This is a genomic window from Actinomycetota bacterium (assembly GCA_004297305.1).
Lineage (GTDB): Bacteria > Actinomycetota > Actinomycetes > S36-B12 > FW305-bin1 > FW305-bin1.
In genome coordinates this window covers 1-20917 of the sequence record SCTR01000006.1, presented here as the reverse complement: position 1 = coordinate 20917, position 20917 = coordinate 1, and the positions used below count along the sequence as shown (strand labels likewise).

The following is a 20917-nucleotide window of genomic DNA, read 5'->3' as shown; positions in this document are numbered from 1 at the left end:
GGGTCGCCCGGCGACTCAGTCAGGTTCGGCGGCGTCCGCGTGGTCGACCGCCAGCAGTCCGGTGATGCGGGACACCGCGAAGTCGCGCAGCGATTCGGTCCGGTGGTCGTACGCCGTGACCACACCACCCTGCAGCCGCACCGGGTCGATGACCCGTTCGATCGTCGCGCCGGCGGTGTCGGCGTAGCCGATCCAGACCGCCGATCCGGCCGCCAGCGCGGTGCGCAGCGCGGCCATGGTCGCGGCCGGGTCGGACCGGGGTAGCCGCTGCGGCGAGGTCGCCGGAGCCCGGCGCGCCCGGCGGCCGACCGCAGTCGCCCGGTCGCCGGCGCGCAGCGCGCGGACCGCGCCGGCGAGCCACACGTCGTCGGGCGCCGGCGGCTCGCCGCGCAACACCGGTGGTGGCGGTACCGGCGCGGTACGGCGGGAATCCTTGCGCCGCAGCACCATCCGACCGTCCGGTGCTTCCGCCACCGGTGCGAAGCCGGCCGCCCGCAGCGAGTCGAGCACCTCGTCGACCGGGGCACGGCAGGCCACGGCGGTGGGGGCGAGCCGGACGAGGCCGAGGCCGGCCAGGCTCCGCGACGCCAGCACCGCCTGGATCAGCTCCTCGTCCTCGGCCCGCAGGTACGCCGACGCGATGCCCACCCGCACCGCGCCGTGGCGTCGGGCGACGTCGGTGACCAGGTAGGACAACGGCTGCGGCACAGGGGTCTTCGAGTTTCGTGCCAACGACTCGAGGATGGTGGCGCCGTCCTGCCCGGCGTCGAGGGCGCGGCGTATCGACGTCTCGCTGAAGCGGTAGACGGTGGCGCCGCCGGTCGACTCGACGTCGGCGACGAGATCCAACTGGCGCGCCAAGCCGGCTTCCAGTGGGCCCGGCGCGATCGCGGTCAGATCCGCTTGCAGCACAATGTGATCCACCGGTGCCGGCATCAGCGCGCTGACCGTGGCGGCCAGCTCGGCGACGCCGGCATCGGCCAGCAGGGCTCGGCCGGCCGTGCCCAGCGCGCCCAATCCGGTCACTCCCAGCAGTTCGGCCTCCCGCAGTGACCAGCGGACGAGGTCGGCCTGCGCCGGACCGGCCAGCCGCGGCCGGGTCCATTCCAGTGCGGCCAGCAGCCGGTCCGGCGTGATCCCCTCACCGGGCGCGCCGGCGGCCAGGACGCCGAGCATCCAGCGGCGCAGCCAGGGCGCGGCGGGACGGATCGTGTCGGGCACCAGCGCGTTGATGCGGCCGTCGCGCTCGGTCTTGAGCCCGACGAGTCCCGGCGCCCGCGTGGTCACCGACCACGCTCGGACCAGCAACGCCCAGCGCGTTCCCGGTTCTGCGGCCGACCACACGTCGTACGCCGGTGTCGGCAACCAGACCGGATCCGCCTCGTCGTCGGAGGCGAGCAGCCCGGCGACGTAGCCCAGTTCGATAAGGAGCGCCGCGGTGGTGGGATCGGTGTCCAGCAGCCGGGCCGCCGCCTGCAGGTCCCGTACGGCGAGGCCGCCAGACCGCAGCAGGCCCGGCGGCTCGACCGCCCAGGCGTCCAGCAGCCGGCCCAGCAGGCGGACTGCGGTCAGCGCGTGGGCGCCGGCGGTCCGGTCGACCAGCTGGGGATCGCGGGTCGGCCCCGCGGTCGACGGCGGCGGCCAGGCCACGTCCGCCAGCAGCGCGCCGTCGCGCAAGTGCAGCGCGACCTCGCGGGGCAGCGCGACGGAGTCCGGGCCTTGGGCCACGAGGAGTTCCCGGGCCAGCAGCCATTCCACCGGCGTCCGGGCGCTGCCTTCGGTGACTGTCCGGTCGGCGTCGGCGAGCCGGCCCACCGGCGGCCCCCATCGCAGGTGATCGAGGACTTCGACGGCGGCCGGCGGCGCGGCGGCCAGCTCCGCTGCCAGCAGCTGCGGGTCGGCGGCGTACCGGCGGATCCGCACGTGGCTGTCGGCCAGCGCGGGCCCGAGCCCGCACGGGTACGGGCCGAGGGCGTCGCGGACGGCCCGCACCAGGTGCAGGTCGTCCGCCGCACCCCACAGCAGGGCGAGCTCGCCGAGCAGGCCCAGCCGTTCGGAGACGGCCCCGTCGGCATCGGGTACCCCGACCGCAGCGCGGACCGCTTCCTGCGATACCGGCTCCGGCAGCACGGCGAGTACCTCGAGCACCTGCCAGCTCAACCGGTCGAGGGTGTCCAGGGCCCGGCCCACCGACGTCACGGTGGCGGCGCGCGTCGCCAGCGCGGCAAGGTCGGCCGGCACGGGATGGGCGAGGTCCGGGCGGTGCCGCAGGAGCTCGGCCAGGTCCGCGTCGCTGCGGGCGCGCAGTTCGTCGGTCAGGCTGCGGGGGCGCCCGTCGGCGACGTCCGGGCTGGCGGTCGGGGGCGGCGGTGTCATCGGCGGGCGTGTGCTGTCGGCGGGGACGGGGCGACCCGCAGTGGCATCGGCGTAATCGGAGCGCGGGTCAGCGATCCGGGTGGCCGGCGAGGCGCTGCTGGACCGCGGCAAGCCGACGAGCCCGGGCGCGTGCGGCGACGACGAGCCCGACGGCGACGAGCACGAGCCCTACCCCGGTCAGCATCGACAGCGCCCACCAGACGCTCGGCAGCGTCCACGTCGTCACGATGAGCGGCAGGCAGGCCACGAGGGTGCAGCACAGTCCGACGACGGTCACCGCCAGCCCGAGTCGCAGCAGCCGATCGGCGGCCGTCGTGCCAGGGGTCGGGTTCGCCGTACCGAGTCCTGCGGGAGTCACGACCGCAGGGTAGTCCGGCGGCGGTCAGTGCCAGGAATGGCGTTGGGGGAGCCGCGCCCGAGCAAGTAGCCTGGACGTTCCCCGCGGACAGCGCGTGCGTCGCTGCGTCCGTCTCCCCGAGTGTGCGAGTGAGGTCGACTGCCGTGCCTACCGGCAAGGTCAAGTGGTACGACGCGGAGAAGGGTTTCGGCTTCGTGACGGCCGACGACGGTGCCGACGTGTTCGTCCACGCGTCGACGTTGCCCGCGGGCGTTGCTTCCCTCACTCCGGGGACCCGGATCGAGTTCGGCGTGGTGGACGGCAAGCGTGGCAAGCAGGCGCTGTCGGTGACCGTGCTGGAACCGGCGCCCTCGGTGGCCAAGGCCGTGGCCCGGTCCCATCGGAAGCCGGCCGACGACATGGCGGTGATCGTCGAGGACCTGATCAAGCTCCTCGATGGCCTGTCCAACCAGCTGCGGCGCGGGCGCTACCCCGACGACAAGCACGCGCACAAGGTCGCCAGCGTGTTGCGGGCGGTCGCCGACGACATCGACGTCTGACCCGGTCGACGGCTGGCCCGGCCGGCTACGGCGCCGTCTGACCCGGCCGGCGGCTGACCCGGCCGGCGGCTGGCCCGGCCGGCTACGGCGCCGTCGCGTTCGTCGCTGCCCCGGCGGCACGCCGTACGGCCTCCGCTGGACCTCTCAGCCGGCGGAGACGTCCAGCTTGAACGCCCACAGCCCCCTGGTCGTGCTCCCCTGCCCGGCGATGACGGCCAGCGTGTAGTTCTGTCGTTGCGCGGCCTGCGGGAACGTCAGCCGGTAGTACGTGTCGTGCAACGCATCCTGGGTGAGCCGCTGACCGTTGATCGTCGGGTACCACCCGGTGCTCGCGACCACGGTGTCGACGCTGATGCCGAGCGTCGAGCCGGCGACGGCGTTGAGGGTGGGCACGCGGTCGCCGCTGAGGGCCTTCTGCACGACGTCCTCTGCGCACGACGTGGCGCTGGCCGCTGCGGCATCGGCCGTCCAGCAGAGGGCCTCGCGGTTGATGCTCGTCGTACCGGACCACACCGACACCCCGGGGGCGGGCTTCTCGCAGCCTGCCAGCAGCGGGGCCGCGGCGGCGGCGGCAACAGCGATGACGAGGGCGCGACGCGCGCGGATCATGTGCACTCCAGGAGAGGTATGGGCCGCCAGGGTACCGACGGCCCAGTCGGGCCGGCCGCGTCGGTCCGACTGGGTGCGACACAATCGCCCCATGCCCGTGCGACGTACCGCCCGCCCGCCCACGCCGGACGCGACCTGCGCCGCAGCGGTCGACCTTGCCCGGGCCGCGGCCGAGCTGGACGCGCCGGCCGGCACGGTCGGCGACCACCTGGGCTTCGTCGCCGACGACGAGCGGGTGGGCAGTCACCGGTTCGCGTCGTCGGCGCCGGGCTACCGCGGCTGGGTCTGGACGGTGACCGTGGCCCGCGCTTCCCGGGCCAAGAAGGTGACCGTCGACGAGGTCGTGCTGCTGCCGGGCGACGGCGCCGTCCTGGCGCCGCCGTGGGTGCCGTGGCACGACCGGGTGCGTCCGGGCGACCTCGGGGTCGGCGACGTCCTGCCGAGTCCGCCGGACGACCTGCGGCTCGCGCCCGGCTGGAGCGGCGCGGACGACCCCGAAGGCGAGACAGCCGACAGCACACTGCGTCCCGAGCAGTGGGAGCTGGGCCTGGGCCGGCCGCGGGTGCTGTCCAGCATCGGACGGCTGGAGGCGTTCGACCGGTGGCAGTCCGGGGACCGTGGCCCGCAGTCGCCCATGGCCAAGGCCGCGCCCGCGCACTGCAGTTCGTGCGGCTTCCTGGTGCCGGTGGGCGGGCCGTTCGGCCAGGCCTTCGGCGTCTGCGCGCATCCGCTGTCGCCGGCCGACGGCGGTGTGGTCTCACTCGAGTACGGCTGCGGAGCCCACTCGCAGGCCGAGGCGGAGGTCCGGGTGATCGACGTCCGTCCCGCCGGTGAGGGCGGCTACGACCTGGTCGACCTGGACGCCGCCGCCGCCGCCGACGACGCCGACCCCGACCCGGGCCCCGGCCCCGGCCCCGGCGACGCACCCGACGCCGCTCCGGGTGCCGAGGCCGCCGAGCTGGGCCACTCCTGACCGCTGCAATACCGACCATCGGCCGGTGAACCGGCCCGGCGGGTGCCCTGCGCCGCTCAGGCCCGACTCGCCGCTCAGGCCCGCGTCGTCACTCAGGTCGGTGTCGCCGGCCCGGCCGGTGCCGCGCGGTACACCCGGCGGCGGCGTACGACGTATCCGAGCGCGCCCAGTCCCACGATGACGCCGGCCACGCACACGCCAACCCACCAGCCGCGCCCGGCGCTGTCGAGGCTCGCGCGACTGAGCACCGTCACGATGAGGGCCACCGCCCAGGCCGCCGTCAGGGCGGCGACCGGGACGACACCGTCGACGTCCAGTGGCGCCATGGCACCCGACGGAGCCGGGGTGGCCGTGGCCGGCCCTACGCTGCCGGGATGGATGCCCGCACCCGTCGCATGGTGACCCTCGTGGTGCTCGCGGGTCTCGTCCTTGCGGTCGTCGTGGCCGCCCTCGTCCGCTGATCCGGCGCGATCTGGCTGGGGCGCAACCGTTTCAGGCCGGACCGAGCCGGCACCATCGAGCCTGACGTCGCCGGGCCTGACATCGCCGGGCGGGACATCGCCGGGCGGGACATCGCCGGGCCCGACGCCGTGGCGTCGACCACCGCCGGGCCGAACGCCGTCGTCCGATCCGGTCATCTCAGCCGGTAGCCAGGACGAGCACCTTGCTGCCGGGCACCCATCGGTCGGTGGAGGTGAAGGTCACCGGGGTGCCCGACGCGGGGACCGGACTGGTGAGCTGCGCGCGGGTGGTCGCGACCAGGTTCCCCCCGACGTACACGAAGATCGTCAGGTTGCCGGTGGCGGCCGTGGTGCCGCTGTGCCGCACCGTTGCCTTCACCGTGAGATGGCCGTCGACGTTGGGCGTGGTGTAGTTCGACACCGTCCAGCCGTTGCTGGACAACGCGTTGCCGGCCGGCGCCGCTGGCGGCGTGGATGCCGCCGGGCCCGAGCTGCTCGCCGAACTGCTCGGCGAGCTGGTCGAGCGACTCGGCGAGGAGTTGGGCCGAGACGGCGAAGCGCTGGGAGTCGGCGAACCGCTCGGCGAGGCCGACGGCGCGCCCGAGCTGCGTCCCGACAGCCCCCACACCGCCCCGGCCAGCAGCCCGCCGACAGCGGCGACGCCGACGACGGCCAACGCTCGCGGCCACACCGGGCGAGGCCCGCGTGGCCCGGTGGCGGAGCCGGACAGGATCGACGGCTCGGTAGGGCTCACGGGCGCAAGGTTAGGACCTCGTGGTGCAAAGATCGCCGACGTGCCAGCCCGGTCGTTTCGCCGCGTGCCGCACGATCGGCTCCGGCACCCTCGCCGCAGCGGCCGCCGGACCCGGATCGGGTGGCCAGTGGCGGCGATCGTCCTGATCGGCGTCGTGGCCGCGGGTCCGGCCAGTGCCGTGGCGTTCGCCGGCCCGGTCGTCGCCGCTCCCGTGAGCCCGGCCACGCCGGCTTCGGCGACGGTGGCCTGCACGATCGCGGACAACCGGCTGAACGAGATCAGCGGGATGGCACCGTCGGCCCGGCATCCCGGCATCCTCTGGTTGCACGAGGATTCCGGCGGCGGGCCGTTGTTGTACGCGCTCGATACCTCGACCTGCCGGATCCGGGCGCGCCTGACGATCGCCGGCATCCGGGCGCGCGATCTCGAGGCCGTCGCCGCGGGCAGCGACGCCGCCGGTCGACCGGTGCTGTGGGTCGGCGACATCGGCGACAACACCGCTACCCAGCAGTCGGTGTCGGTGGCCGCCGTACCGGAGCCCGCGCGGCTGGTCGACCAGACCGTCACCGCGACGCCGTACTCCTTCCGGTATCCCGACGGGTCGCACGACGCCGAGGCGTTGCTGGCCGATCCGACCCGGCCGCGGCTGTGGGTGGTCAGCAAACTGCTGGCGAGCGGCGCCGCCTACGCGCTGCCGCCGCTGACCGGCCGTTCGCCGCTGCTGGCGGTCAAGGGTGCGACGGTGGGGGGACTGATCACCGACGGGGCCGTCTCCGGCGACGGCAGCCGTACGGTGCTGCGCGACTACGTGGCAGCCACGGTGTACGACGGCGTGCCCACCGGACAGCAACTGGCCCGCGTGGCGCTGCCCGCCCAACCTCAGGGCGAGGCCGTCGCCTGGACCTCGGACGGTCGCGGCCTGTTCGTGGCCAGCGAACGGGACGGCCGGCTCTGGCGGGTCGAGCTGCCCAGGCAGGCGTGGACAGCCGCGGCGATCGCCGCCGATCCGCAGCCGGCGGCTACCCCAGCGGCGACCTCGGGAGCAACTCCCGCAGCCGGTGACGCGGGCGGTACCGCGGCGGCCGCCGCGGTGGCCGAGCCGGGGCCGCAGCTGGGCCGGGCCGTGGTGGCCGGGCTGCTGGTGCTGGCGGCGGCCGTCCTCATCGTCGTCGTCGAGCGGCGCAGCCGCTGAGTAGGCGTCGAGCGGCGCAGCCGCTGAATGGGCGTCAGCCCAGTGCTGCTGTGACGTAGTCCAGGCAGGAGACCAGTGCCGCGACGTCGTCCGGTTCGACGGCCGGGAAGACGGCGACCCGCAACTGGTTGCGGCCGAGCTTGCGGTACGGCTCCACGTCGACGATGCCGTGGCGCCGCAACACCTTGGCGATCGTCGCCGCGTCGATCTGGGGGACGAAGTCGATGGTGACCACGACCTGCGAGCGTTTCGCCGGGTCGACGACGTACGGCGTTGCCACCGGGCTCTTGTCGGCCCAGTCGTACAGCAACGAGGACGACTGCCGGGTCCGGTCGACGCACCACGACAGACCGCCCTGGGAGTTGAACCAGTCGACCTGCTCGGCCATCAGGAAGATCGTCGCGAGGGCGGGAGTGTTGTACGTCTGCTGCAGCCGGGAGTTCTCGATCGCGATGGCCAGATCGAGGAACGCCGGGGTCCACCGGCCGCTGGCCGTCAGCTGCTCGACGCGCGCGATCGCGGCCGGCGAGAGGACGGCGAGCCACAGGCCGCCGTCCGACCCGAAGTTCTTCTGCGGCGCGAAGTAGTACGCGTCGACCTCGGCCAGATCGACGGCCAGGCCGCCCGCGCCGGAGGTCGCGTCGACCAGCAGCAGCGCGTCGTCGTCGGCGCCGGCGACCCGGCGGGGGGTGACGGCGACACCGGTCGAGGTCTCGTTGTGCGGCGTCGCGTACGCGTCCACGCCCGCCTCGGCGGTGAACTCCGGGGCATCCCCGGGTTCGCTGGTGATGACGGTAGGAGTGCCCAGCTGCGGCGCGGCGGCGGCCGCGGCGGCGAACTTCGAGCCGAACTCGCCGAACGACAGGAACTGTGCCCGGTCGCGGATGAGTCCGAAGGTCGCGGCGTCCCAGAACGCGGTCGACCCGCCATTGCCCAGGATGACCTCGTAGCCGTCGGGGGCCGTGAAGAGCTCGGCGAGCCCGCTGCGGAGCCGGGCGACCTGATCGCGGACGGTGGCCTGCCGGTGGGAGGTGCCCAGGTACGTCGTGGCGACCGCGCGAAGGGCGTCGACCTGCTCGGTGCGGACCTTCGACGGGCCGGAGCCGAAGCGGCCGTCGGCGGGCAGCAGGTGGGCAGGAATGACGATGTCCGCGGCGTTCACCATGGCCACACCCTAGGCGCCCCGGGGGGTCTGGAAATCCCGGGGCGCTGCCGCGGCCGGCTCAGCGGGAGGGGGAGTAGCCGGACGGCGCGACCATCTCCGCGTCCCAGCCCGGCACCTGCTCCGGACGCCGCGGACCGGGTCCGACGTAGCGCGCCGACGGCCTGATGAGGCGGCCGGTCCGCTTCTGCTCCAGGATGTGTGCGCTCCATCCGGCCAGCCGCGCACAGGTGAACATGGACGTGAACATCGCGGCCGGCACCTGCGCGAAGTCGAGGATGATCGCGGCCCAGAACTCGACGTTGGTTTCCAGGACGCGGTCCGGGCGGCGGGACCGCAACTCCTCGAGCGCCGCTCGTTCCAGCGCTTCGGCGACCTCGTACCGCGGCGCGCCGAGTTCGCGTGCGGTCCGGCGCAGGACGCGCGCCCGCGGGTCCTCGGCGCGATACACCCGGTGGCCGAATCCCATCAGCCGCTCGCCACGGTCGAGGACACCGCGCACGTAGGCCCCGGCGTCCCCGGTGCGCTCGATCTCCTCGATCATGTGCAGTACCCGGGACGGCGCACCACCGTGCAGCGGTCCGCTCATCGCCCCGATGGCGCCGGAGATGGCGGCAGCCACGTCGGCGCCGGTGGAGGCGATCACCCGCGAGGTGAAGGTCGAGGCGTTCATGCCGTGTTCGGCGGCTGAGACGAAATAGGCGTCGACGGCCTGCACGTGCTGGGGGTCCGGTTCGCCGCGCCACCGCACGAGCATGCGCTCCACCACGGTGCTGGCCTCGTCGATGCGGCTCTCGGGCACCATCGGCGTGCCCTGCCCGCGCGCGGACTGCGCGACGAACGACATCGCCATCACCGAAACCCGGGCGAGCTGGTCGCGCGCATCGGCGTCAGCGGTGTCCAGCAGCGGCCGCAGTCCCCAGGCGGGAGCGAGCATCGCGATCGCGGACTGCACGTCCACCCGTACGTCGCCGGAATGCACCGGAATCGGGAAGGGCTCTGCGGGCGGCAGCCCCGGGTTGAACTCGTTGTCCACGAGCAGACCCCAGACGTTGCCGTACGAGACGCGGCCGACCAGGTCCTCGATGTCCACGCCGCGGTAGCGCAGCGCGCTGCCTTCTCGGTCGGGTTCGGCGATCTGGGTCTCGAACGCGATGACACCTTCGAGTCCGGGGACGAAGTCGGACATGCGCTACTCCTCGTGGGGCGGTTGGACACCTCCGCGCCGTCGTGCGGCGCAGGCGACCGGGGGTGGGGTCGCGGTCATTCAACTCCTCCGGCGGTCGCTCCGGACAGCGGAGGTGGTGTGATCTGGCGGTGACCAGCACCGGGCCGGACCAGACGGGCGACCTCGCGGGGATGCGTGCCGGATACGAGCCGCCGTCGTGGGACGTCGACACTCTCCCGGCGACGCCACTGGCCGCCTTTGCCGGGTGGCTCGCCGATGCCGTCGCCGCGGCCGTGGCCGAACCCAACGCGATGGTGCTCGGCACGGCGGACGAGCACGGCCGGCCTTCCGCGCGAACGGTGCTGCTGAAGCGGATCGACGGTCGCGGCTTCGTGTTCTTCACCAACCATCGCTCACACAAGGGTCGCGAGCTGGCTGCCAACCCGCAGGCGTCGCTCGTGTTTCCCTGGTACGCGATGGGCCGACAGGTCGTCGTCGCCGGTTCGGTGGAACTGCTGCCTCGGTCGGAGAGCGACACGTACGCCGTCTCCCGGCCGCGGGAGTCCCAGCTGGCAGCGTGGGCCAGCCGGCAGTCCTCGGTGCTACCGGATCGGGCGACCCTGGAGGCGTCGTACGCCGATGTCGCCGCGCGGTACCCGGAGCCGGAACCTGTTCCCGTGCCGGACTTCTGGGGCGGATACCTGGTACGGCCGCGCAGCGTCGAGCTGTGGCACGGCCGACCGTCGCGGCTGCACGACAGATTCCGCTACCGCACGGCCGCGGACCGTCTGGCCCGGCTCGACGATGCCGCGGCGTGGGTGGTGGAGCGGCTGGCGCCGTGAGCCGCCGCCCCACCACCCGGCCCGCGAGGTCTGGGCACGGGGCTCGCGTGACCGGCTACTTGCCGAGCAGTTCCTGGTTCGCCTTTTCCCGGCGGTGCGGGATGTACTCGGTGGGCCACATCTCGTCGATGCCCTGGTAGTCACGCAACAGCTGCCGGGCGATTGTGACCTTGTGCACCTCGGTCGGGCCGTCGGCCAGCGCCATGTGGATGCCCCACAGCATGAAGCCCATGAAGGGCACGTCGTTGCTGATGCCGAGCGCGCCGTGCAGCTGGATCGCGCGGCGCGCAACGTCTTCGAGCACCTTCGGCGCCGCGACCTTGATGGCGGAGATTTCCTTGCGGACGAGGTTGTAGTCCTCGTACTTGTCGATCTTCCAGGCGGTGTACATGACCAGCAGCCGCAGCTGCTGCACCTGCAGGTAGGAGTCGGCCAGGTCGCCCTGCACGAACTCGAAGTTCGCCAGCTGCTGACCCTTCGTCACCCGGCTCAGCGCCCGCTCGGCCATCGCGTCGAGTGAACGCTGTGCCATGCCGACCGCCCGCATCGAGTGGTGTACGCGGCCACCGCCGAGGCGGGTCTGTGCGACGAGGAAGGCTTGACCTTCGCCGCCGAGCATGGCGTCCTGGGGGACGCGGACGTTGTCGTAGTGGATGAGCGAATGGGAGCCGTGCTCGTCCGGCTCGCCGGCGGCCGCGACGTGGCGGACCATGTCCACCCCGGGAGCGTCAGCCGGGACGATGAACATGGACATGCCCTGGTAGAGGCCGGCGTTGGGGTCGGTGACGGCCATGACGATGAGGAACGTCGCGTAGCGGGCGTTGGAGGAGAAGTACTTCCAGCCGTTGATGATCCACTCGTCGCCGTCCCGGGTGGCCGTCGTGGTGAACACGGCCGGGTCCGCACCGCCTTGCGGCTCCGTCATGGAGTAGCACGAGACGATGTCGCCGTCCAGCAGCGGCTGCAGGTACCGCGCCTTCTGCTCCGCGGTCCCGAAATGGGCGAGGATCTCGGCGTTGCCGGTGTCCGGCGGGGCGCAGCCGAAGATCCGTGGTCCCCAGTAGGTCCGGCCCAGGATCTCATTGAGCTGGGCCAGCTTGAGTTGGCCGTAGCCCTTGCCGCCGAGCTCCGGCCCGAGGTGGCAGGCCCACAGTCCCTGGGCTCGCACCTGCTCCTTCAGCGGCAGGACGACTGCTGCCTGCTCCGGGGTCAGCTCCTTGTAGTTGTCCCACGGCCAGAGTACGTCGAGCGGTTCGACGTGTTCGCGGACGAACTCGCTGGTCCAGTCCAGTTTCTCCTGGAACTCAGGTTCGGTGATGAAGTCCCATGCCATGCTCGTAGCCCTCCACAAGGTGTGCTGTCGTGCGACGCCGAGGTCGCGGTCGCGTCGTCTCCGCGTTACGGCATGCCGCCGTCGGAATGGACCAGTGAGCCGGTGGTGTAGCTCGAAGCGTCGGAGGCGAGGAAGAGGGCAGCGCCGATGATCTCCTCCGGCCTGCCGAGACGTTTCGAGGCAAAGTTCTGTGCCTTCGCCTCGGAGGCGGCCATGTCCCAGGCCTTGCTCACGTCGGTGAGGAACGGCCCGCACAGCAGCGCGTTCACGCGAACCGTCGGGCCCAGCGCGCGGGCGAAGCCCTGGGTGAGGGAGTTGAGACCGGCCTTGGCCGCCCCGTACGGCAGAGTGCCCGGCTCGGGCCGGATCGACGACACGCTGCTGACGTTGATGATCGATCCGCCGCCGTCGCGCACCATGCGGGAACCCACCAGGGCACACAGCCGGAACGGGCCCTTGAGATTGAGGTTGAGCGTGGCGTCGTACAGCTTCTCGGTGACGTTCTCCACACCGTCGTACAGCGGGGACATCCCGGCGTTGTTCACCAGGATGTCGACCCGCCCGAAGGTCTCGTAGGCATAGTCCGCCAGTGCGTCGGCCTGCTCCCACCGACCCATGTGAGCGGCGAAGGTCTCGGCGCGGCGGCCGGTCTCACGCCGGACCTCCTCGGCGACCTCGTCGCAGGTCTCGATCTTCCGGCTCGCGATCAGCACGTCGGCGCCTGCCCGGGCGAACGCCAGCACCATCTCGCGCCCCAGCCCTCGGCTGCCCCCCGTGACCAGGGCGACCTTGCCTGACAGGCCGAACACGTCATCCAGATAGCTCATAGGTGTCTCTCTTCGAGGTCGGAGGTGCTGGCGAGTTCGGCAGCCTGTCGCATGAGGTTCGGGATGAGTTCCTCGAACCGGTACACCGCAGGATCGACGGCTTCGCCGGCCTGCCACCGCGCGTAGCTCTTCTCCAGAACGATCGCGAGTTTCCAGCGGGCCAGGACGACGTAGTAGTCGAGGCGGTCGGTGGTCAGCCCGCTGACGGCGGTGTACCGGGCCAGCGCCTCGGCCGGCTCGGGCATTCCGGCGAGGTCGACCTCGACGCGCCGGATGTCCTCGCAGCCCGGTCCCCAGTCGAGCACGGCCCAACCGAGGTCGACCAGGGGATCGCCGATGGTCGTCATCTCGAAGTCGATGATCGCGGCCAGGCTGGCCGGAAGCCCGTGCCGGAACATCACGTTGAACAGCTGGTAGTCGCCATGCATGATGCCCGGGGTGAAGGTGTCCGGGCGATGCCGGCGGAGGAAATCCGACGCGACGTCGATCCCGTCGAGATCGCGCACCCGGTACTCGTCCAGATAGGCCAGCCACCGGTCGACCTGCCGCTCGTGGAACCCCTCTGGACGGCCGAAGCCCTCCAGGCCGTTGGCCCGCCAGTCGACCCGGGCGAGCTGCCCCGCGCTCTCGATCAGCTCGAAGGCCAGCTCGCGGCGCGCCTCGAGATCGACATCGAAAGGGGTTTCCCATTGCTTCGTCGGTGACCAGCCCTCGACCCACTCCATGACGTAGAACGGAGTGCCCATCAAGTCGTCGCTGTCATCACCGGCGATCAGGCGCGCATGCGGTACGTCGGTGCCGCGCAACGCCTGCAGCAGGCGGTGTTCCCGGCGCATCCCTTGGGCGCGCCCGCTCGGCACGACTCGGGGGGGCCGCCGCAACACCATGCGGTGCTCGCCGCGTTGGAGTGCGAACAGGTCGTTCTGCGTGCCGCCGGAGAGCCGTTCGATCGACAGGGGTTCGCCGGCGCCGGGAGCGCCGTGCGCGTCCAGCCAGTGGGCGAGAGCGGCGGGACGCAAGTAGCCGAGGTCGCCAGAGTCCACTGTCTCGCGGACCGAACTCACGACACCACCTCTCTCCGCGTGCAGAATAACGTTCCCCCATGGCAGAACGTCAAATCTGCAGGGGTACCTCCGGGGCGACGTGGACGATGGTCTTGCCCAGGACCAGCCGGTCGGCGACCCGCCGCAGGGCCGTCGGGACGTCTCGCAACGGCCAGACGTCACCCACCTGGGGATTGATGTGACCGCTGATCAAGGTCTGTTCCAGTTCCTCGACGTCACGCCGGTAACGGTCGGGGGCGTTGGTGGAGAACGTCCGCATGTCGATGCCGAGAATGGCCAGGCCCTTGAGGAGGACCAGGTTGAGCGGGATCCGCGGGATCTCTCCGGAGGCGTAGCCGACTGTCACGAAGCGCCCGCCGAAAGCCGTGGCGCGAATCGCTCGCTCGGACCATCGTCCGCCCACCGGGTCGATGACCACGTCGGCACCGCGGCCGGTGATCTCCTTCAAACGGTCCCGCAGGTCGTCCGCGACGTAGTCGATCGCGTGGCTGGCGCCCCGCGCGAGGCACAGCTGCAGCTTCTCGGTACTTGAGGCCGCGGCGATGACCCGAGCGCCCATGGTCTGCGCGAGTTCGATCGTCGCCAGGCCGACTCCGCCGGCGGCACCCAGGACGCAAACCCATTCGCCCGGCTGGACGTCGGCGACCGAGCGCAGGCTGTGCTGCGCGGTCAGGTACGGCACGTAGTACGTGGCGCCCACGCCGAATCCGACGCCGTCGGGGAGCCGACTGAGCCTGTCGGCTGGTACGCAGATCTGTTCGGCGAACGCGCCGACCATCGACCAGCCGTGAACCCGGTCGCCCGGTCGCCACTGCGTCACGTCGGAGCCGACCGACCGGACGATACCGGCGTACTCCGTGCCGGGGACGAACGGTGGTTCGATCGACACCTGATACTTGTTGGCGACCACCAGGACGTCGGGGAAGTTCACCCCGGCGGCCACGACGTCCACCACGACCTCGCCGGCACCGGGCACCGGATCGGGGATCTCGAGGATCTGAATGACCTCGGGATCTCCGTGGACAGGTACCTGCGCTGCGAGCACGGCGACCGACCTTTCTCAGCGAATCCCGCGACGAGACGACTGTTCTCTTGGCGGCGGGAGCCTGGCGACCATAGTGTCCAGCCGTGACCAGCAGCAACGGGGCCAATCCACCAGTGGCGTTGGCCGCCAAGGCGATCGAGCGCGGCCTGGATGGACGTACCCGCGACGCGGCCGCCGAGGTGGAGCGAATCCTGGACGCGGCGCTGGAGGTGATCTGCGCGGCCGAACCGGACAGCCCACGGGTTGCCGACATCATCGCCGCGGCGGGGACGTCGAATCAGGCCTTCTACCGTTACTTCGCCGGCAAGGACGATGTAATTCTCGCGGTCATGGACCGCGGCGTACAGCGGCTGCGGTCCTACCTGACCCATCAGATGGGCAAGGAAACTGAACCGGACCGCCAGGTCGTGCGGTGGATCGAGGGCGTGCTGGCGCAGAGCAAGACCCGCCGGATCTCCCTGGAATCCCGGGCGGTCACCCGGCAGGTGTACGCGATTCAGGGACGCCGGGTCGCCGAGGCCACGGATATCCGCGAGACGCTCGGCCTCATGTTGGTGACGCCGATGCGGCAGGCCGGCGCGAGCAATCCCCGGGTGGACGCCTTCGCGGTCCACGACGTCACGATGGGCGCCCTGAACCGCCACATCGCAGAACTGGCACCGGCGACCCCGGCCGAGGTGTCTGCCGTGGTCGAGTTCTGTCTGGCCGGTGCCGGCCTGCTGCGTCGCGATCGGGTGGCCCGGGGCAAGGGCCGATCGCGGACCTGATCGTCGACCGGCCTCGACCTGCTCGTGCCCCGCCCGCGGCTCGGGATTGCCCGCCGAACAGCCCGGGGTGCCGGCACCGGCAGCCACCCCCGAGCGGTTCGCTAGCCGACGGGACGCAGGACGCCCTTGTCCGCCTCGCCCAGCGGCATCGCCGACAGTCGCTGTACGGCGATGCGGCCGGTCAGCTTGCCGCGCACGGCAGCCCGGAACTCGGTCAACTGCGGCCCCACGCTGTGAGCGGTGAGGGCTTCCTCGTCGCGCCAGATTTCGACGATGACGAACGCGTCGTCGGTCTCGTGCAAGGCGAACAGCACGCAGCCGTCCTCGGCGTGGGCCGCGGGCACCGCAGCGGTGGCTGCCGCGCGGACCTCCTCGCGGTGCTCGGGCAGCGGCGTCACAGTGGCGACGAGGATGACGGGGTCGGCGGACATGTTCCTCCTATGGCGACGAGTTCCCCTGGTGTCGGGGTTGGACGAACAGCGGAGTGCTGCGCGGTCCGGGTGCTGGTCGGTCGAATCGAGCGATGATCCTGCTCCGGTCGTATCGGGCCTTGTCAGACGCCCAGCGACGAACCGCCGTCGACGGCGAGGACCTGACCGGTCATCCGGCCGGCGGCCGGGCTGAGCAGGAAGAGGGCAGGCAGCGCCACTTCCTCGGGCGTCGCCTGCCGGTGACCGAGCAGGATCTTGTCGAGGACGGAACTGAGGTCGAGGTTGACGTTGCCCGCCATCAGGGGCGTTGCGGTGGCACCCGGTGATACGGCGTTGACCCGGATTCCGTACTCGGCCCATTCCGCGGCCAAGCTTCGGGTGAGGTGCGTGGCGCCGGCCTTCATCGCGCTGTACGGCGCGCGCAGCGGCGCGGCGATCAGGCCGGCCTTCGAGGTGATGTTGACGATCGAGCCGGCGACCGAGTGGTCCACCATGTGTTGCGCAGCCGCGACGCAGCAGGCATACAGCGAGCCGAGGTTGATGTGGTAGAAGTTGTCGACTTCGGCGCGCGAGTACTCCAGAGCGGGGCGGGCGAAGTTGTAGCCGACGTTGTTGATCGTCGCGTCGATCCGGCCGAAGGTCTTGGCTCCGAAGGCGATGAACTCGTCAGGTCCGGTCGGGCTGGTCAGGTCGATCGTGGTCGCTTCGCAGCGGCCCGGGAGATCTTTCGCCTCCGCCAGCACACTGTCGAGGTCGGCAGGAGTGCGGCTGCAGGTGAACACGTGGGCGCCTGCCTCGGCGGCCTTGAGGACCAAGGCGCGCCCGATGCCCTTGCCGCCACCGGAGATCCCGACGACGAGGCCCTCGATGTTGAACTCGCTCAGGCCCATCAGTGACTGCCACCGTTCACGGGGAGGAGTTGTCCGCTGACATACGCCGACAGCGGCGTGGCGAAGTACTGCACGGCATCGGCGATGTCCTCCGGGGTCCCCCGCCGGCCCAACGGAATCGAGCTGGCCACGTCGTCGGTGAGACCGTGGCTGACCGACTGCGCGTTGAGTCGTGCAGTGGCGATCACGCCGGGAGCGATGCAGTTCACCCGGATGTTCCACCGGCCGACGTCGGCGGCCAGGTAGCGGGTGAAGTGGTGCACCCCTGCTTTCGCCGCCCCGTAGGCGGCGACGTGGCCGTCCGGCATGGCCAGGGCAAAGCCTGCCGTGCTGCCGATCGTCACGATCGAGCCCCCGCCGGAGTCTCGCATCAGCGGGACAGCTGCCCGGCAGCTGGTAATCATCGACCACAGGTTGGCCTGCAGTTGTACGGCGAGATCCTCGTCGGTGGTGTCGCTGGCCCGGCTGCGCTCGTACGGCGTGATCCCCCCACCGGCGGCAGTGACCAGGACGTCGAGCCGCCCCCAGTTCTGGCGCACTGCTTCCATCACAGCGTCGGCCCCACCGCCCGAGCCGAGATCGGCCTGGTAGGCCGCGGCGTCTCCGGCTAGCGCACGCAGTTCGTCTTCGACGGAGTCCGCACCGAGCTGCTCACCGAACTCGGCGGCACCGGCCAGATTCCGGTCGACGACGGCAACCTTGGCGCCCAGCGATGCCAGCCGGAGGGCGCAGGCGCGACCGATGCCGCGTGCGCCGCCGGTGACGACGGCGACCTTGCCCGCCAGTTCAGTCGACATCGGACCTCCACCTTCCCAGTCGGCACAGGCGCATGAAGGATGCCGCGCACGGTGGCGGCTGCGGACCTGTCGTGCGGCGAAGTCGACGACGGAGACGACCAGCGGATCAGTCCGGCTGGACACTGCCAGGGCGACCGGGCCCCGTGACGTGCCGAAACGGCCAGCAAACAGTCGACCGCCTGCGCTATTTCGCGGTCATGCTATCGAGCGACTTGGTCCTGTCAAGCAGTTGCACCACCCGGACGTCGTGACCACTCACCGTGGTGTCACCCGCGGGACCTTTTCTGGGCCAACCAGAGTCGGGTTCTGGGCCAACCAGAGTCGGGTGCGCTCAGCTCGCGGGAAGCCGGGTACGGCGCAGCAGCGACCGCACGTCGGACGCCGGGCAGAGCTCGTGGAGGCGCACCGTGGCCCCGGTTGCGGTGATGGCGTCCAATGCCCGTCGCAGCCACAGATGCTCGAACACCATGACCGCGGTCGTCGTGCCCAGCGGAACTCGATCGGCCACCGCGGCCAGTTGGTCGTGGCTCATCAGCTGGCCGGTCACGGCGATAACCGCGGCGAAGCCGAACCGCTCTGTTGCGGCGGTCCGGTCGATCAAGGTCGCCGAACCATCCGGGTGCCGCCGTACGGCGACCAGATCGAGGATCCGGATGTCGCCGCTTTCGATCAGATCCACCAGGCCGTCGTGCAGGTCGGCGTTTTCCTGGTGACCGGGAGTGCTCATCACCAGGATCTCGACCGAGTCCGTGGGGTCGTCCACCGGCTGCCCTTCCGTCGACGACGTCGATGTGTCGCATACTCCCGGTCATGACCGAAGCGGTGGCAGCCGGGTCCGTGCAGGCCGCGGCCGAGCTCGACGACGGCCTCGACATGTACCGCCAACTCGTCCTGATCCGAGTTTTCGAGGAACGGGTCGGTTCGCTGTACAGCCAGGGCGAGATACCCGGTTTCGTCCACCTGTCGGTCGGCCAGGAGGCCGTGGCGGTGGGCGCCTGCTGGCCGTTGGGTACCCATGACGTCATCACCTCGACGCACCGCGGCCATGGTCATTGCCTGGCCAAGGGACTGGACCCGGTGGCGATGCTCGCCGAGCTGATGGGCCGGCAGACCGGGACGAACTCCGGACGTGGCGGCTCGATGCACATCGCCGATCCCACCCAGGGCATCTTCGGGGCCAACGGCATCGTCGCTGCGGGACTGCCGATCGCCGTGGGCGCCGCGACGGCGAGCCAGCTTCGGCAGGACGGCCTGGTGACCGTGTCGTTCTTCGGCGACGGCGCCGTGGCGCACGGCGCCTTCCACGAAGCAGTCAACTTGGCGCGGGCGTGGTCCAGCCCGGTGGTGTTCGTCTGCGAGAACAACGGATTTGCCGAGTTCAGCCGGCACGACCAGCTGCACGCGGCCTCGCTGCGCGACCGGGCGGCCGGCTACGGCATCCCGTTCTGGGCGGTCGACGGCGACGACGTCGTCGCCGTCGCCGAGCTGATGGCCGAGGTCGTCGCCGGGGTCCGGGCCGGAGCCGGCCCGGCCATGATCGAGGCCACCACCTATCGCTGGCGCGGCCACTACGAGGGCGACCCGCAGCGCTACCGGGACAACGACGCACTGCGGGCTGCCATGGCCGAACGCGACCCCATCGCCCGGCAGCGTCAGCGGCTGATCGCCGAGGGCGTCGCCGTCTCGCGGCTGGACGAAATCGACGATGCAATCGGCGAGCTGATCGACAAGGCGGTGCAGCAGGCGCGGTCCGCGGCCGCGCCGGATCCGGCCACGCTGACCGACTACACCTGGCGCCGGCCGATCGTCGCCCCGGTCGGACAGCCGGCGACGAGCCAGGCCGAGACGTCCACCGCACCGGTCTCGGGCGGGCCGGCTGCGGGCGCGTGGACGCCGGCGGCAGCCACTGCCACGACTCCGGTATTCCGCACGATGGACGCCGTCCACGATGCGCTCGAGGTGTCGTTGGCGACCGATCCGGAGGTGTTCATCGCCGGTATCGACGTCGGTGCGGGGGGCAACGTGTTCGGGTTGACCCGGGGGCTTCACGAGCGGTTCGGACGACGCGTGCTGGATACGCCGATCTCGGAGACGGCCATCGTGGGCGTGGCCGTCGGTGCGGCGATGGCCGGGATGCGGCCGGTCGTCGAGATCATGTACCTGGACTTCATCGGGGTCTGCTTCGACCAGATCATGAACCAGGCGGCCAAGCTCGGTTATATGACCGGCGGGCGGGCGCCGATGGGACTGACGATCAGGACGCAGTACGGGATCGGTCGTTCCTCGGGCAGCCAGCACTCGCAGAGTCTGGAAGCCCTGCTCGCCCACGTGCCGGGTCTCAAGGTCGTCATGCCGGCGACTCCGGCCGACACCTATGGCCTGCTGCGCGCGGCGATTCTGGATCCCGATCCGGTCGTGGTGATCGAGAACCGGCTGTTGTACGGGGTCCGGGGACCCCGTCCGCCGGAGGACTACGTCGTCCCGATCGGCTCGGCTGCTGTCGTCCGGCCGGGTTCGGACCTGACCGTGGTGGCCTGGTCGCAGATGGTGAACGAGGCCCTCGCGGCCGCGGCGGAGCTCGCGACCGACGGCATCGATGTCGAGGTCATCGACCTGCGGACAGTGGCGCCGGTCGACTACGCCACCGTGCAGGGATCGGTGCGCCGCACCAGCAAGCTCCTCATCGCCGGACAGGGCGTTACCGCCCACGGACTCGGCGCCGAGATCGCGGCGCGCGTCGGTGCGGACTGCTTCGCCGATCTGGACGGCCCCATCGTCCGGCTGGGCGGACCGGCCAGTCCCGTCCCGTACGCGCCGAACCTCGAACAGGCCTGGTTGCCCGGCCGCGCGGACATCGTCACCGCAGTGCGGGAGCTGGCCAGCTACTGACTGACTGCCGGAGTCAGACTATTGACGCTCCCACCGCGCTCCCCGTACTCTGCCGCGACTGGTCTACTCCGTTTCAAAAACCTTCCGATGTCGGATGATCAGGGCGGGCAGCGGTCCTTCACCCGGTTCGGCTCAGCCGGGGCTCGACGCGGGCAGTTGGCCGTCCTGTCGCGGCGACGCAGGCGGACGGCGGACGTCGGCCTGGTGCCGACGTGGGGGGCGTCCCGGATGTCCCGGCGACGGCGTCAGTGAGACACTGGATAGCGTCGCGGTAAGCGCCCTTCGACCACGCTGGAGGCAGTTCCATGTCAACGAGTAACGCGTTCACGATCATCTCCAGCGACGGTCATGCTGGTGCGCTGATGGAGGATTACCGTCCGTATTTGGATCCGAAGTTCCGGGAAGAGTTCGACGCGTTCTTGGTGGAGTGGAATGAGAAG

General features: G+C 71.3%; 22 protein-coding genes. 7 read left to right on the top strand and 15 right to left on the bottom strand.

The annotated features are described in order from the left end of the window. Positions 1–15: 15 nt before the first annotated feature. The gene (locus EPO13_02860; protein ID TAK69945.1) at positions 16–2376 is read right to left on the bottom strand and encodes a DNA-binding protein; all 2361 of its coding nucleotides are present in this window, start codon (positions 2374–2376) and stop codon (positions 16–18) included. Positions 2377–2443: 67 nt separating this feature from the next. Continuing rightward, entirely contained in the window at positions 2444–2734 is a 291-nt protein-coding gene (locus tag EPO13_02855) for a hypothetical protein (GenBank protein TAK69944.1), read from the bottom strand. A gap of 143 nt (positions 2735–2877) precedes the next feature. Between EPO13_02855 and EPO13_02850 the strand changes: the two genes are divergently transcribed. Next, positions 2878–3273: a cold-shock protein gene (locus tag EPO13_02850; GenBank protein ID TAK69943.1), complete on the top strand. Its 396-nt coding sequence runs from the start codon at positions 2878–2880 to the stop codon at positions 3271–3273. 144 nt (positions 3274–3417) lie between these two features. Here the strand turns inward: EPO13_02850 and EPO13_02845 are convergent, their stop codons facing one another. Then, positions 3418–3882 carry a hypothetical protein gene (locus EPO13_02845; protein ID TAK69942.1) on the bottom strand — a complete coding sequence of 155 codons (465 nt, stop codon included), beginning with the start codon at positions 3880–3882 and terminating at the stop codon, positions 3418–3420. A gap of 91 nt (positions 3883–3973) precedes the next feature. On the opposite strand from EPO13_02845, the gene EPO13_02840 reads away from it, so the two are divergent. Further along, positions 3974–4855, top strand: coding sequence for a DUF3027 domain-containing protein (locus EPO13_02840; protein TAK69941.1), 882 nt, complete (start codon positions 3974–3976; stop codon positions 4853–4855). 92 nt (positions 4856–4947) lie between these two features. On the opposite strand, the gene EPO13_02835 is transcribed toward EPO13_02840, so the two are convergent. Continuing rightward, entirely contained in the window at positions 4948–5493 is a 546-nt protein-coding gene (locus tag EPO13_02835) for a DUF2530 domain-containing protein (protein ID TAK69940.1), read from the bottom strand. 1 nt (position 5494) lies between these two features. Then, complete coding sequence (locus EPO13_02830) at positions 5495–5737, bottom strand: hypothetical protein (GenBank protein ID TAK69939.1); 243 nt, start codon at positions 5735–5737, stop codon at positions 5495–5497. Positions 5738–5747: 10 nt separating this feature from the next. Here EPO13_02830 and EPO13_02825 point away from each other — a divergent pair, with 10 nt between their 5' ends. Beyond that, the gene (locus tag EPO13_02825) at positions 5748–7262 is read left to right on the top strand and encodes a hypothetical protein (protein TAK69938.1); all 1515 of its coding nucleotides are present in this window, start codon (positions 5748–5750) and stop codon (positions 7260–7262) included. Positions 7263–7296: 34 nt separating this feature from the next. Here the strand turns inward: EPO13_02825 and EPO13_02820 are convergent, their stop codons facing one another. Together EPO13_02820 and EPO13_02815 are read right to left on the bottom strand one after the other, a co-directional pair. Further along, the gene (locus EPO13_02820; protein TAK69937.1) at positions 7297–8427 is read right to left on the bottom strand and encodes a phosphoserine transaminase; all 1131 of its coding nucleotides are present in this window, start codon (positions 8425–8427) and stop codon (positions 7297–7299) included. A gap of 58 nt (positions 8428–8485) precedes the next feature. Next, positions 8486–9613: a citrate synthase 2 gene (locus EPO13_02815; GenBank protein TAK69936.1), complete on the bottom strand. Its 1128-nt coding sequence runs from the start codon at positions 9611–9613 to the stop codon at positions 8486–8488. A 170-nt stretch (positions 9614–9783) separates the two neighbouring features. On the opposite strand from EPO13_02815, the gene pdxH reads away from it, so the two are divergent. Continuing rightward, a complete protein-coding gene (gene pdxH / locus EPO13_02810) occupies positions 9784–10434 on the top strand; it encodes a pyridoxamine 5'-phosphate oxidase (GenBank protein TAK70425.1) in 651 nt (216 codons plus the stop codon). 55 nt (positions 10435–10489) lie between these two features. Here pdxH and EPO13_02805 read toward each other — a convergent pair whose 3' ends face one another. The 4 genes from EPO13_02805 to EPO13_02790 form a co-directional block, all read right to left on the bottom strand. Next, complete coding sequence (locus EPO13_02805) at positions 10490–11767, bottom strand: acyl-CoA dehydrogenase (GenBank protein TAK69935.1); 1278 nt, start codon at positions 11765–11767, stop codon at positions 10490–10492. A gap of 65 nt (positions 11768–11832) precedes the next feature. Next, positions 11833–12594: a glucose 1-dehydrogenase gene (locus EPO13_02800; GenBank protein TAK69934.1), complete on the bottom strand. Its 762-nt coding sequence runs from the start codon at positions 12592–12594 to the stop codon at positions 11833–11835. After that, positions 12591–13637 carry a phosphotransferase family protein gene (locus EPO13_02795; protein ID TAK70424.1) on the bottom strand — a complete coding sequence of 349 codons (1047 nt, stop codon included), beginning with the start codon at positions 13635–13637 and terminating at the stop codon, positions 12591–12593. Before EPO13_02795 ends, EPO13_02800 begins: the two co-directional genes overlap by 4 nt. A gap of 70 nt (positions 13638–13707) precedes the next feature. Beyond that, the gene (locus EPO13_02790) at positions 13708–14703 is read right to left on the bottom strand and encodes an NADPH:quinone oxidoreductase family protein (GenBank protein TAK69933.1); all 996 of its coding nucleotides are present in this window, start codon (positions 14701–14703) and stop codon (positions 13708–13710) included. A gap of 83 nt (positions 14704–14786) precedes the next feature. Here EPO13_02790 and EPO13_02785 point away from each other — a divergent pair, with 83 nt between their 5' ends. Further along, positions 14787–15470, top strand: a complete 684-nt coding sequence (locus tag EPO13_02785) for a TetR/AcrR family transcriptional regulator (protein ID TAK69932.1) — start codon at positions 14787–14789, stop codon at positions 15468–15470. 101 nt (positions 15471–15571) lie between these two features. On the opposite strand, the gene EPO13_02780 is transcribed toward EPO13_02785, so the two are convergent. The 4 genes from EPO13_02780 to EPO13_02765 form a co-directional block, all read right to left on the bottom strand. Then, positions 15572–15901, bottom strand: coding sequence for an antibiotic biosynthesis monooxygenase (locus tag EPO13_02780; protein ID TAK69931.1), 330 nt, complete (start codon positions 15899–15901; stop codon positions 15572–15574). Between the two features lie 122 nt (positions 15902–16023). Further along, on the bottom strand, positions 16024–16791 hold the full coding sequence (locus EPO13_02775) for an SDR family oxidoreductase (protein ID TAK69930.1): 768 nt from the start codon (positions 16789–16791) through the stop codon (positions 16024–16026). After that, entirely contained in the window at positions 16791–17588 is a 798-nt protein-coding gene (locus tag EPO13_02770) for an SDR family oxidoreductase (protein ID TAK69929.1), read from the bottom strand. The genes EPO13_02775 and EPO13_02770 overlap by 1 nt, the downstream gene beginning before the upstream one ends. A 331-nt stretch (positions 17589–17919) precedes the next feature. After that, positions 17920–18351: a hypothetical protein gene (locus EPO13_02765; GenBank protein ID TAK69928.1), complete on the bottom strand. Its 432-nt coding sequence runs from the start codon at positions 18349–18351 to the stop codon at positions 17920–17922. A 47-nt stretch (positions 18352–18398) separates the two neighbouring features. Between EPO13_02765 and EPO13_02760 the strand changes: the two genes are divergently transcribed. Both EPO13_02760 and EPO13_02755 read left to right on the top strand, forming a co-directional pair. Next, a complete protein-coding gene (locus EPO13_02760; protein ID TAK69927.1) occupies positions 18399–20477 on the top strand; it encodes a 2-oxoisovalerate dehydrogenase in 2079 nt (692 codons plus the stop codon). Positions 20478–20782: 305 nt separating this feature from the next. Then, on the top strand, positions 20783–20917 hold a 135-nt coding region (locus EPO13_02755), incomplete at its 3' end, for an amidohydrolase (GenBank protein TAK69926.1).